9 protein-coding genes and 5 pseudogenes are annotated in these 12,004 nt (G+C 69.4%); 10 read left to right on the top strand and 4 right to left on the bottom strand.

Features of this window, described 5'->3' with window-relative positions; all coding sequences use genetic code 11:
- Positions 1 to 135: 135 nt before the first annotated feature.
- The 3 genes from ACIRJP_RS05575 (at position 136) to ACIRJP_RS05565 (ending at position 3,236) form a co-directional block, all read left to right on the top strand.
- Positions 136 to 597: a nuclear transport factor 2 family protein gene (locus tag ACIRJP_RS05575; protein ID WP_404168428.1), complete on the top strand. Its 462-nt coding sequence runs from the start codon at positions 136 to 138 to the stop codon at positions 595 to 597.
- A gap of 141 nt (positions 598 to 738) precedes the next feature.
- A complete protein-coding gene (locus ACIRJP_RS05570; protein ID WP_404168426.1) occupies positions 739 to 972 on the top strand; it encodes an ATP-binding cassette domain-containing protein in 234 nt (77 codons plus the stop codon).
- Between the two features lie 221 nt (positions 973 to 1,193).
- Positions 1,194 to 3,236 carry a prolyl oligopeptidase family protein gene (locus tag ACIRJP_RS05565; protein WP_404168424.1) on the top strand — a complete coding sequence of 681 codons (2,043 nt, stop codon included), beginning with the start codon at positions 1,194 to 1,196 and terminating at the stop codon, positions 3,234 to 3,236.
- 17 nt (positions 3,237 to 3,253) lie between these two features.
- Here the strand turns inward: ACIRJP_RS05565 and ACIRJP_RS05560 are convergent, their stop codons facing one another.
- Positions 3,254 to 4,261, bottom strand: coding sequence for a CehA/McbA family metallohydrolase (locus ACIRJP_RS05560; RefSeq protein WP_404168422.1), 1,008 nt, complete (start codon positions 4,259 to 4,261; stop codon positions 3,254 to 3,256).
- 84 nt (positions 4,262 to 4,345) lie between these two features.
- Here ACIRJP_RS05560 and ACIRJP_RS05555 point away from each other — a divergent pair.
- Together ACIRJP_RS05555 and ACIRJP_RS05550 are read left to right on the top strand one after the other, a co-directional pair.
- Positions 4,346 to 4,763 (top strand): annotated as a pseudogene (locus tag ACIRJP_RS05555) (MFS transporter); the annotation flags it as partial.
- Between the two features lie 175 nt (positions 4,764 to 4,938).
- On the top strand, positions 4,939 to 5,499 hold the full coding sequence (locus ACIRJP_RS05550) for a hypothetical protein (protein WP_404168420.1): 561 nt from the start codon (positions 4,939 to 4,941) through the stop codon (positions 5,497 to 5,499).
- Between the two features lie 63 nt (positions 5,500 to 5,562).
- Here ACIRJP_RS05550 and ACIRJP_RS05545 read toward each other — a convergent pair.
- The 3 genes and pseudogenes from ACIRJP_RS05545 to ACIRJP_RS05535 all read right to left on the bottom strand — a co-directional run bounded on the left by ACIRJP_RS05545 (position 5,563) and on the right by ACIRJP_RS05535 (position 7,622).
- Positions 5,563 to 6,215, bottom strand: a pseudogene (locus ACIRJP_RS05545) (aspartate/glutamate racemase family protein).
- A 23-nt stretch (positions 6,216 to 6,238) separates the two neighbouring features.
- A pseudogene (locus ACIRJP_RS05540) lies at positions 6,239 to 6,894 on the bottom strand (cytosine permease); the annotation flags it as partial.
- Between the two features lie 128 nt (positions 6,895 to 7,022).
- A complete protein-coding gene (locus tag ACIRJP_RS05535) occupies positions 7,023 to 7,622 on the bottom strand; it encodes a carbonic anhydrase (RefSeq protein WP_404168418.1) in 600 nt (199 codons plus the stop codon).
- A gap of 210 nt (positions 7,623 to 7,832) precedes the next feature.
- Between ACIRJP_RS05535 and cynR the strand changes: the two genes are divergently transcribed.
- From cynR to ACIRJP_RS05510, 5 genes and pseudogenes are all read left to right on the top strand, one after another.
- Positions 7,833 to 8,741 (top strand): transcriptional regulator CynR, encoded by a 909-nt coding sequence (gene cynR, locus ACIRJP_RS05530; RefSeq protein ID WP_404168416.1) that lies wholly within the window; start codon positions 7,833 to 7,835, stop codon positions 8,739 to 8,741.
- Positions 8,742 to 8,802: 61 nt separating this feature from the next.
- Entirely contained in the window at positions 8,803 to 9,450 is a 648-nt protein-coding gene (locus ACIRJP_RS05525) for a GntR family transcriptional regulator (RefSeq protein ID WP_404168414.1), read from the top strand.
- A gap of 216 nt (positions 9,451 to 9,666) precedes the next feature.
- Entirely contained in the window at positions 9,667 to 10,383 is a 717-nt protein-coding gene (locus ACIRJP_RS05520) for a DUF2877 domain-containing protein (protein ID WP_404168957.1), read from the top strand.
- Positions 10,304 to 11,281, top strand: a pseudogene (locus ACIRJP_RS05515) (cytosine permease); the annotation flags it as partial. The gene ACIRJP_RS05520 and the pseudogene ACIRJP_RS05515, both read left to right, overlap by 80 nt.
- Before the next feature lie 45 nt (positions 11,282 to 11,326).
- A pseudogene (locus ACIRJP_RS05510) lies at positions 11,327 to 11,948 on the top strand (amidohydrolase); the annotation flags it as partial.
- Positions 11,949 to 12,004: the final 56 nt, after the last annotated feature.

Here is a 12,004-nt window from a genome sequence, read left to right as displayed (position 1 = left end):
GCGATCGGGAAAAAGGTCCCCAAGTGCTTTGTCACAACGGAGACTTGTTTTCTCCGTCTGGCCCGCACACCCGATGTCCGGGCTCATCGCCCGATCGAGCTCGCCATGCGTCGTCTGAACGGAGCCCCCACCGTCATGCCGGACACAACCTCCGCCCACCTCGGCCGTCGTGAGGTCCTGGCCCGCTTCCAGCAGGCGATGCTCGACAAGTCCGCGGACGACCTGGCCGATCTGTACGCGGTCGATGCCGTCCATGAGTTCCCCTTCCTCGCTCCCGGTATGCCCGCGCGTTACGAGGGGCGCGAAGAGATCCGTGCGGGCTATCGAGCGGCCTGGGGCGCAAGTCCGGTGCAGCCGCAGGAGATCCGCGAAGTCGGTGTGCACGAGAGCACCGACCCCGAGGTGATCACCGTCGAGCAGGTCGTCACCGGGACCGTGGCCACGACCGGCAAGTCCTTCAGAATTCCCGGCCTCCTGATGATCCGGGTCCGAAGCGGTCGGATCGTGCATGTCCGCGACTACATGGACGGGCTCGGCGTGGCTCACGCCATGGACCGACTGGACGCCGTGGTCGCCGGCCTCGGTGACCGCGGCTGAGGCTCCGACTCGGGACCAATTCCTCCGGTTGCCGTACTGGGCATGGCGTCGTACAGGGACGGCACAGTAGGACTTCGCCCGAAATCGGGTTGTCAGTGGGTGAGGCTAAGGTCACGACCATGGCCAACCGTTCTTACCGGGATGCTGCCCCGCCAGCTCTCGGGCGGCCAGCGCCAGCGCGTCGCCATCGCACGTGCGATCGCCGTCGAACCCCAGGTGCTCGTCCTGGACGAGGCGGTGGCGGCCCTCGATGTGTCCATGCAGGCGCAGATCCTCAACCTCCTCGCCGACATCCGTGAGCGGAGCGGATCAGTTATGTTTTCATCTCCCACGACCTGGCCGTCGTCCATCAGATCAGTGACACCGCGATCGTGATGCGCGGTGGCCGGGTGGTGGAACGCGGTCCTACACCACAGCTGCTGCGCGCGCCGGAGACGGACTGCACCGAGGCCCTGCTGGCCGCGGTGCCCGGGCTGGAAGTCGCAGCGGACCCGCCGCTGAAGTCCCTGCCCGGTCGGCTGCGCCCAGCGGCGCCGACCGGGCGCGGGACGAGTGGATGTTCCCGGTACGCGGGCCGTGCCTGCACAATTCGACTCGTGACTGATGACGATCCGTACCTGTGGACTGATGACGATCCGTACCTGTGGCTGGAAGACATCGACGGCGAGGCCGCGCTCGCATGGGTGGCCGAGCGGAACGCCGAGACGGCGGCGGCACTGTCCGCCGACGCCGGGTTCGCCGCACTGAAGGAGCGCCTGAGAGAGGTGCTGGACGCCTCGGACCGGATTCCCTACACCGTCCGGCGCGGCGCGTTCCTCTACAACTTCTGGCAGGACGCCGGGCAGGTGCGTGGAGTGTGGCGGCGCACGACGCCGGACCAGTACCGCAAGGAATCGCCTGACTGGGAGGTCCTCCTCGACGTCGACGCGCTCGCCGCGGCGGAGGGCGAGAAGTGGGTCTGGGCGGGCGCGCAGGTGCGCCGCCCCGACCACGACCGGGCACTGGTGTGTCTGTCGCGCGACGGCGGTGACGCCGTGGTGGTCCGCGAGTTCGACCTCGCCACCCGGACCTTCGTCGAGGACGGGTTCCGCGTGGGGGAGGCGAAGACGCGGATCGGATGGATCGACGCCGACACCGTCTTCATCGGCGCGGACCTCGGTCCCGACTCGCTGACCGAGGCCGGCTATCCGCGCACGGTACGCAGATGGCGCCGCGGCACACCCCTGGAAGATGGCGCGCTGGTCTTCGAGGCCGGGACGGGAGACGTGGCGGCATGGGGACGGCACGACAGTACACCCGGCTTCGAGCGGGACTTCGTCTCCCGGTGGCTGGACTTCTTCCGCAGCGAGACCTACCTCCTGACTCCCGACGCCTCGCTCGTCAGGATCGACGTCCCCGACGACGCCAACGCCTACGCCCACCGCCACCATCTGATCGTCACCCTGAAGTCCGACTGGCTCGGACAGCCGGCGGGCTCCCTGCTGGCGTTCGACTTCGACGCCTTCCTGGCCGGTGACCGCACCGCACAGGTGCTGTTCACCCCGGACGAGCGGACGGCTCTGGCCGGGCACTCCTGGACCCGCCACCATCTGATCCTGGAGACGATGCACGACGTCAGCACCCACATCGAGGTCCTCACCCCCACCCCCGGGAGCGGATGGGAGCGCAAGCCCCTCGCGGACGTCCCGGCACTCTCCCGCGTCACGGTCGTGGACACGGACCCCGACGTCTCCGACGAGTACTTCCTGGACGTGTCCGGGTTCCTCCAGCCGTCCGCCCTCCACCACGGGAGGATCGGCGCCGAATCCGAGATCCTCAAGCAGGCCCCGGCCCGCTTCGACACGGCCGGCCTGACGGTGGAGCAGTTCTTCGCGCCCTCCCATGACGGCACCCGGGTGCCCTACTTCGTGATCGGCCCCGGACACTCTCCCGCGACCCCCGGACCCACACTGCTCTACGGCTACGGCGGCTTCGAGGTACCGCTCGTCCCCTCCTACGACGCGGTCACGGGCCGCGCGTGGCTGGAGCGCGGTGGCACCTACGTGATCGCCAACATCCGGGGCGGCGGCGAGTACGGGCCGGACTGGCACCAGGCCGCGCTGGGCGCGGACCGGCCGCGGGCCTTCGAGGACTTCGCGGCCGTCGCGGCGGACCTCGTCGCACGCGGCATCACCACCCCGGCCATGCTGGGTGCCGCGGGAGGAAGCAACGGCGGCCTGCTCATGGGCGCGATGCTCACCCGCTACCCGCACCTGTTCGGCGCGATCGTCGCCCAGGTACCGCTGCTGGACATGCTCCGCTTCCACAAGCTCCTGGCCGGCGCTTCCTGGACCGCCGAGTACGGCAACCCGGACAACGAGGCCGACCTCCCGCACCTACGCGAGCTCTCCCCGTACCACCGGCTCACCGCGGACCAGGTCTACCCGCCGGTACTCCTGACCACCTCCACCCGTGACGACCGGGTCCACCCCGGCCATGCCCGAAAGACGGCGGCACGGCTTCGCGAACTCGGCCACCCGGTCCTGTTCCACGAGAACACCGGCGGCGGGCACGCGGGCGCCAGCGACAACGAACAGTCCGCCCACAACGAGGCCCTGACGCACACCTTCCTGTGGCAGCACCTGGCGCCACCGGCATAGCCTGCGTCCCGGCTCGTTCAGGCCAGGACGAGCGGGTTGCAGAGTGCCGCCATCCGCCCGTCGGGATGGCGCACCTCGATACGGACGAACGCGGAGTCCGCCGTACGGGTGCGCCACTCCACGGTGCCGGCTCCCGATCCGGGCAACGACGCGCGATGCGCCACGCCCCGCTCGGTGTGGAAGGCGACCGTGCCCGAGGGCACACCCCGTACGTCCACCCGCACCTCGGCCGGTGCGTCGCCCGCCATCAGTCGCTCACCGATTCCGGCGCTGCGCCCGCCGGCCGAGGCCATGCACGACAGCTCGACGGCGGCCGATCCGGCGATCCAGCTCCGGCCGGCCCGGATCCCGGCGAGGACCGCTTCGGCGCTCAGCTCCTCGGCCAGCACGACGGTGTGCGGGACCCCTATCTGGCCCGCCAGATGCGTATCGCTGTTGCCCATGGCCGGCCGCCAGCGCCCCCGGTGGATGTCCGCGGCCAGGCCGCGCCCCCACTCGGCCAGAGCCGCCTCGTTGTCGGCGTTCCACGGGACGTCCGAGCTCCACGCCCCGTTCCAGACCTCGACCACGTCGAAGCCCTGGTAGGGATACATGAAAGTGCCCGGGGCGTACGGTGCGTGCGGATGGGCGGCCACGCACAGCCCACCGGCCCGGTGCACCTCGTCCAGATGCCCGTCGATTCGCCCGTCCCGCACCCCGTACCGCCAGTCGACGACCTGTCCGGGGCGGATCCCCAGCGCGAGCCAGTGCCCCGTCCGGGTGGTGACCTCTTCGCCGAGGATCACCAGTAGATCGTCACCGGCGGGCCGGCGCCAGACGCCGTGCGCCTCGGCGGTGTTGTGTTCGGTGGTTGCCAGGAAATCGAGCCCCGCCGACCGGGCGGCGGCCGTGAGTTCCTGCGGTGTCAGCTCCCCGTCGGAGTGCACCGAATGCACATGGCAGTCCCCGCGGTACCAACCGCGCCCCCGGCCGGCCACCCGTTCCGGCGGAGCTTCCGGTGGAAGGTTTCGTATCCCATTGTCCATCGGTGTGTGACCTCCGCCGTCCATGTCGAGTCTGTGCCTGGGGCTTCTTTGTCCGAGGACCGTCATTTGGTATACAAAAAAGCCATGTCTGGTTCCGCGTCCACCCACAGCTCCCCGCCGTCGCCGCCCCCGCACCCCAAGCGCTGGTGGGCCCTGGGCGTTCTGGGGCTGGCCCAGCTGATGATTCTGCTGGACAGCACGATCGTGAACGTGGCCCTGCCGTCACTGCAGAGCGAACTGGACATGAGCGACGGCGACCGCCCCTGGGTGGTCACCGCCTACACCGTCGCGTTCGGCGGGCTGCTGCTCGCCGGGAGGCTCGCCGACCACCTCGGACGCAAGAGGGTGTTCACCGCCGGCCTGCTCGGGTTCGCGGTCGCCTCTGCCGCGGCGGGCGCGGCACCCACCGCGCAGGCCCTCTTCGCCGCCCGTGCCGTGCAGCGCGCCTTTTTTTGCCGCACTGCTCGCCGCCTCCGCCCTCGCACTCGTCGCGACCACCTTCAAATGGCGAGTGTGTCACCGGCCGCGCGGTAGTGATCCAAGCGAAACTGCCTGGACCGCGTGAACCAGCACCGGTATCCGACCCTACGAATGGCTCCGCCATCTCGTCCGAGGAACGTAAGGCCGATTGATCACACTCAAGCGCGTTGTCCCAAGTGGCGGATACGATCCCGGTCATGCGTCTTGAAGATCAGCTGGACAGGCTGGCGGAGCTGGGGCTGCCGCTCGCGGCCGGCCGGACCGTGGACGAGTTGCTGTACTCGTGGCCGCGGGAGGCCTATGAAGGCAAGCCCTTCGACCTGGTGCTGTTCGCACTGGGCTGCGCGGTCGAGGACGAGCCGTGGGAACGTTGGTTCTGCGACCGGGCTTGGCACTTCGACACCGAGTGCGTCCGAGGGCCGGGTTCGTACGTGGCGATCGCCCGCCAGCTGTGCCGGATGACCGGCCTGCCAGATGCCCTGTCCGGCCTGCGGGACCACGTCGACCTCGGCACGGAAGAGGCGTGGATCGAGTACTCGGCCGACGGCCGGCGGGTCAACTGGTCCATCGAAGTCAGGGACGACTGGGCCGACCTGATGGTCGTCGGCTATCTCATCGACGAACTGGAACACGGGGACCGGCGCTTCCATGTCCGGCACAACGGCCAAGCCATGACGCTCTTCTTCCTCGACGACAACGCGGCCGCACGGCTCAACGCGCTGACCGACGGACAGGCGGTCTCCCCGTTTCCTGGGTAGCGCGCGGGCCCCGCTCGCCCGGGACTCCGCTCGCGTCGTCACGCCGCGCGTTGGACGGCGGCGTCACACCCGCGGCGGCCAGTTGAGGATCTTCTTGGGACGAGGCGTCGCGTACGTGCGCACCTTGGAGGTGCTCAGGCCGAGGCGGACGAGGGACTCGGCGATCGTCACGGCGGCGGTCACCCCGTCGACGACGGGAACCCCGGTGCGCTCGATGACGCGCTCGGTGAGACCGGACATGCCGCCGCACCCCAGACAGATCACCTCGGCGCGGTCCTCCTCCACCGCACGGGCGGCCTGCTCGACGATGGCGTCCACGGCGGTCTTCTCGTCCCGCTCCAGGTCGAGTACGGCCATTCCGCTGGCGCGCACGGAGGCACACCGGGCGTTCAGGCCGGCGGCGTGGAGGCGCTCCTCGATCAGTGGGACCGTACGGTCCAGGCTCGTGACCACGGAGTAGGTGCGGCCCAGGAACTGGGCGGTGCTGGCCGCCGCCTCGGTGATGTCGACGACCGGTACGTCGAGCAGCTCCTGCAGCCCTTCCCGGCCGTGTTCGCCGTACCCGGCCTGGATCACGGCGTCGAACGGCTCCGGATGGGCGCGGACGGCCTCCATCACGGCGACGGCGGCGAGGTAGCTCTCGTAGTTGCCCTCGACCGACCGATCGAGTCGGTGATGGACTGCGTGGTGTTGACGTTCACAACGAGGATGCGCATGGTTCGGCTCTCTGCTGGACGGTTTATTCGGCGGCGACGGCGATGGACTCGCCGTCCACGTCGCGGGTCTGCATGCTGCGGTCGGCGATCGCCGCGTACAGCACGGCGGCAAGGATCGCGCCGACGAACCACGAGAATCCGGCCACGGCGCTGAAGAACGGCACCAGCGTGACGACGACGGCGATCGCGGCGCTGAGGACGAAGGCCCAGGGTTGAAACCGTGGCGGTAGTGGTAGTCGCCCTGCGCGGCGTCGCTGTAGAGGTCGGGCACGTTCACCCGGGCCTTCCGCAGCAGCCAGTAGTCGGCCATGATCACACCGAAGAGCGGCCCGAGCAGGGCCCCGAGCCCGCCGAGGAAGTAGTTCACCACGACCGGGCTGTTGTAGAGGTTCCACGGCAGGATCACCAGGCCCACGACGGCGCTCACCATGCCGGCCCGGCGGAAGTTCAGCCGCTGCGGGAAGAGGTTGACGAGGGCGTAGATGGGTGCCACGAAGTTGGCCATCAGGTTCACCGCGACGGTCAGGGCGATGAGCGCGAGTGAGGCGATGGCCAGCAGGAACATGTTCGGAATCGTTCGCACGATGTCCGTGGGGCTGGTGATGACGTGCCCGTCCAGCTCGAACTGCGCTCCGCTGAGCACCGCGACGATCACGGCGAAGAACAGCATGTTCACCGGCGGGCGGTGGGGTCGAACTGGGCGTGCACCATGAGGGGGTTCCTTTTCGGTTCGGTGCACCGGCCTCGGGCGGCGGCCGGGCGGGTTCGCGTGTGGGGGTGGGGGGCGACGGGTGGTTGTGGGGGTCGTCAGGCCGCTACCAGGGCGGCGTCGACCGGATCGATGGTCCCGGTGGCGATGTCGAAGACCCAGCCGTGCAGTGTGAGTGTGCGGTGGGTCAGGGCGCGGGCCACGGAGGGCTGCGTGGTGAGGTTCTGCAGTTGTGCGGCCACGTTGGCCCGCACCAGGGTGGCCACCTTGGCCGGTCCGGACTCGGCCGGTGTGGCGGCGGCACGGGCCATCGCGGCGTCCGCGTGCCGCAGCCAGCCGGCGACGCCTGGCGCCGGGCTCAGGTCGTGGCCCTCCGCAAGGGCGGTCATCGCGCCGCAGGAGGAGTGGCCGCAGATGACGATGTCGGTCACGCGCAGCACGGTGACGGCGTACTCGATGCTGGCCGCGATGCCGTCCGGGCCGGCGGAGTGGGCCGGGACCAGATTGCCGGCCGTGCGGATGACGAACAGCTCGCCCGGGTCGCTCTGTGTGATCAGTTCGGGGACCACTCGGGCGTCGGAGCAGCCGATGAACAGTGTCTTCGGCCGGTGAGTGGTGGCCAGGTCGGCGAAGAGCTCCGCCTTTGCCGGAAAGACTTCGCGGCGGAAACGCGCGAGGCCGTCCGTGAGGTCGTGCATCGGTCAGTCCCTTCGGTGAATGTCGGCCAGGCGGGCTGACGAGATCCACCATGCATGAGCTCCACCTATAGTGTCCAAGTCTTGCTATCCATAATCTTCATAGATCACATCAATGGCTTAAGGGTGTGAGCAGGCACCCCTGCCGGCAGCGGTCATAGGCGGCGAGACGCACTCGTGGGGATATCGATTGGGTTTCTCTATACTTGGAGCATGGGTCCGGAACTACGTCACCTCCGCTATCTGATCGCGGTGGCCGAGCACGGCAACTTCACGCGCGCCGCCGAAGAGCTGCGCATCTCCCAGCCGACGCTGTCGCAGCAGATCAAGCAGCTGGAGCGCCTCGTCGGTGTCCAGTTGCTCGACCGCAGTGGCCGCAGCGTCCGCCCCACCGACGCGGGCGAGGCCTATGTGCACTACGCGCAGCGGGCGCTGCGCGAGCTGGCCGCCGCCGACCGTGCCGTACTCGATGTCGCCGACCTCTCCCGGGGGCATCTGCGCCTCGCGGTGACGCCGACGTTCACCGCGTACCTGATCGGCCCGCTGGTGGAGGCGTTGCACACGCACCATCCCGGTATCACGCTGGACCTGCGGGAAATGACCCAGGACCGCATCGAGGCGAGCCTGCTGGCCGACGACCTCGATCTCGGCATCGCCTTCGCCGGAACCCATCTGCCCGGCATCACCGCGACCGCGCTGTTCACCGAGACCCTCAGCCTCGTCGTCACCACGGACCGCGCCCAGGACCGAGGCGACCGGCCGCTGCCGGTACGTGACCTGGTGGACCAGCAACTCGCGCTGCTCAGCACCGACTTCGCCACCCGGATCCACATCGACGGCTACTTCGCGCAGCATCGTGTCAGCCCGCCGATCGCTGTGGAGGCCAACACCATTCAGGCCCTGACGGAGATCGTCCGGCGCACCGGCCTGCTGGCCACCGTGCTGCCCGACGCGGTGACGGACGACCACCCGCATCTCAGGCCGATTCCCATCGACCCTCCGCTGCCCGCCCGCGTGGCCACCCTGCTGCACCGGGAGAGTGCCTACGAGAGCGCTGCCGCGCGCGCCTTCACCCGGATCGCCCACGATCTGGTCCGCGCGCGCGGCTACGCACCGGCCTGAGAAACCCGTCCCGTGGACGGCGAACCGAACAACGACTTCGAGTGATGAGAGAATCGAGGACATGACAGGGTCTGGGGAGTTCGAGCCCGAGTCGGAGCGGGTCACGCGCCTGCTGCGTGACGAGATCATCGACGGTGTGCGTGAGCCGGGCAGCAAACTCGTAGAGCGTGAGCTCGCCGCGGAGCTCGGTGTGAGCAGGCTGCCCATCCGAGAGGCCCTGAAGGCACTGGTCACCGAGGGGCTGGTCACGCCGAGGCCGCGGACCTGGGCCGTTGTACGGGAGTTCACACCGGCGGACGTCGAGGACCTGGACGAGGTACGAGCGGCGCTAGAGACGCTGACCTTCCGGCTCGCCGCCCAGCGGCGCACCCGCGCGGGACTGGAAAAGCTCCGTTCCGATCTCGACACCGAGCTGAAGGCGGCGGAGAAGGGCGACGCCGTACGGGCCCACCGTGCCGCCGCCGACTTCCACGAGACGGTGACCGAGCTCGCCGACAACGAACTCCTGAACGAGCTCCAGAGCACCCTTAAAAGCAGGATGCGCTGGCTGCTTGGGCAGCACGACGACCTGACGGGCGTCGCGCAGGAGCACGAAGGGCTGTACCAGGCGATCGCGGAGCGGGATGTCGCGACCGTCGAACGGCTGGCCGGCGCACACCTGGTGACAGGCCGCAACGCGGCCGCCGCGCGACGCAGGTCCAGGGACTGACCGGAGCGGCGGGCCGGGGCGGCGCGCCCGTCGGTGGGCCGCCCCCAGGGCCTTTCGTCCGGATCATGCCGGGCTCGCGTGCCCCGGTCCCTGCCCTTGCCTGATCCAGACGAAGGATTCTGGCCCTCAGGCGTAGACGATGCCGTCCGGGACATCCGGGCGGATCTCCGTGCCGATGTTCCGGTCGAGGAGGTCGTCGAGCCGTTCGAGGGACCGATGAGAGCCCGCCCGCCGGCCTGGGCGACCCGTACGACGGCGTCGACCTTCGGCTTCATCGGCCCCTCGGCGAAGGCCAGTCGGGAGATCGCCTCCGGTGAGGCCGTGAGAATGTCCCGCTGCTCGGCCGTCCCCCAGTTCTCGCTGACGAAGTCACCGTCCGTCAGCATCACCAGCATGTCCGGCGACGACTTCCTCACCGGACCTGCCCTGCTGTCCGCGCTGACCGGCACCCGCCTGCGCCCCTTCGCCCGCACCCTTGCCGCAGTGCTCGGCGACCGCCCCGGGCGGACGACGCTGCTGAGCCTGACGACCCTGCGCGAAGCCCTGGCCGGGCGCGTACGCGACCCCTGGCCGGCGGTACTGCACGCCCTCGCCGCGACCGCCGGACGCAGCGAGGCGCAGGTCACCGAAACCCTCCGCAACCCGGTCCGCCGCGCGCTGGCCATCGGCCACACCTCCGGCACCGACACCCTGTCCGGCCTGCTGACCGGACTCCACCTGGAAAGGAACTGCGAGGTTCGCTGTGAGCATCACAGCAGTCATCAAGAAGAACACCTATTTCGACTCGGTGTAGCTGATGTCCATCTCCACCAAGGCCAACACCCTGGACGGGGTGGACCATGCCTTCGTGGCCATGGGCACCGAGACGAACAAAGGCGTGCTGAACAACCTCGGTCTCCTCACGACCGAGCTCGCGGCCGCCACCAACGGTGACCTCGTGATCGTCCTCGTAACCCGTGAGGACACCGACACCGAGCAGGCGCTGACCGAGGTCGAAGCCCTCCTCGTGCACAAAAAGCCGGCCGGCGGGGCCCACGCGGTCACCCACCGGACTGTCGCGGCGGCCGCGGCGCACAACCCGGACGCCAACCTCGCGGTGATCGCGGTCAACGGCGCCTACGCCGGACGCGAGGCCCTGGAGAACAACCTGCACGTGATGCTCTTCAGTGACAACGTCCCCGTCGAGGAGGAGATCGCCCAACACCGGCGCCACCCTCCACCATGCCTTCGGCCGGCACGAGCAACTGGTCGCCGTACTGCCGGGGCCGCTTTCATCGCGATCACGTATCTGGGCATCCGCGCCCTGTCATGGCTGGGCGCCGTGGCCGCACCCCTGTTCATCGTCGTCGGTGTGATCGCCCTCGTCATCGTCGCCAGGGACCACGACCTCGGCGCGGTCTTCGACTACCAGGGCGCCCCGGGAAACAGCACACTGACCTTCGGCGCCGCCGTCTCGCTCATCATGGCCACCTTCGCCGACTCCGGCACCATGACCGCCGGCTTCACCCGATGGTCCAGGAACGGCAGGGAAGCAGTCCTCGCCACCGCGACCGCGTTCCCCATAGCCAGCCTCGTCGCCCAGATCACCGGCGGCCTGGTCGTGGCGGCCGGAGCGATCGCCTCGGCCCCGACCGTCGGCGGGAACTTCCTGCCCATCCTCACCAGCGGCCACGGAGCCCTCCTGAGCACCCTCGCCGCGGTGTTCGTCTTCGTCAATCTCGGCTCGGTCTGCAGCCACTGCCTCTACAACGGCGCCCTGAGCTGGTCGCACCTGACCAACACCCGGATGCGTCTGATGACCCTGGTCCTGGGCATCATCGGAACCGCCGCCGCACTCGCCGGGGTCTGGAACCACTTCCTCGACTGGCTGGTCGTCCTCAGTGTGTTCGTCCCGCAGTCCCCTGGGTGACCCAATCCTGGCCGACCCGGACCTCACCCCCCTCGCGCGGTCGAAGGGCGGCGTCCGTTCCGCCGAGGCGCTGCGCCGGGTCGTCGAGGTGAACCTCGCCCGCGGCGCCGACGTGATCAAGACGCGCGTCAACGAGCGCGCGGGCCTGCCGGAACAGGACCCGCTGGCCCAGGTCTACTCGTACGAGCAGCTCTACGAGGTCGTGGCGACGGCACGGCGCGGCGGCAAGGGCGTGCTGTGCCACAGCTACAGCGAGCGCGGCTGCGACGACGCGGTCCGGGCCGGCATGCGCTCCCTGGAGCACGGCGTTTTCGTGGGTGAGCGCACTCTGCACGACATGAGGCGCAGGGCAACCGCCTTCACCCCGACGCTGAGCGCGATCGCCGGACCCGTCGACTCGTCGAACCCGGTGCTGGCCGAGCGCGGGCGTGCGTATCTGCCGGTCCTGAAGGAAGCGGTGCGAACGGCCCACCAGATGGGGATCCTGGTGGTGGCGGGCACCGACTCCTCCGGAGGCACGGTCAAGCCGATCGGACGCGAGGGGGAGCTGATACACGCGGCGGGCCTCACCACGCTCGACGCGTGTCGTGTGACGGAGGCAGAGATCGAACGGTCACATGAGGATTGCGGCCTGCTTCCCCCGGG

The organism is Streptomyces sp. NPDC102437 (assembly GCF_044765565.1).
In the GTDB taxonomy this organism is placed as follows: Bacteria; Actinomycetota; Actinomycetes; order Streptomycetales; family Streptomycetaceae; genus Streptomyces.
Note: the sequence above shows the minus strand (reverse complement) of the source record. Positions and strands in the feature narration are given on the sequence as shown.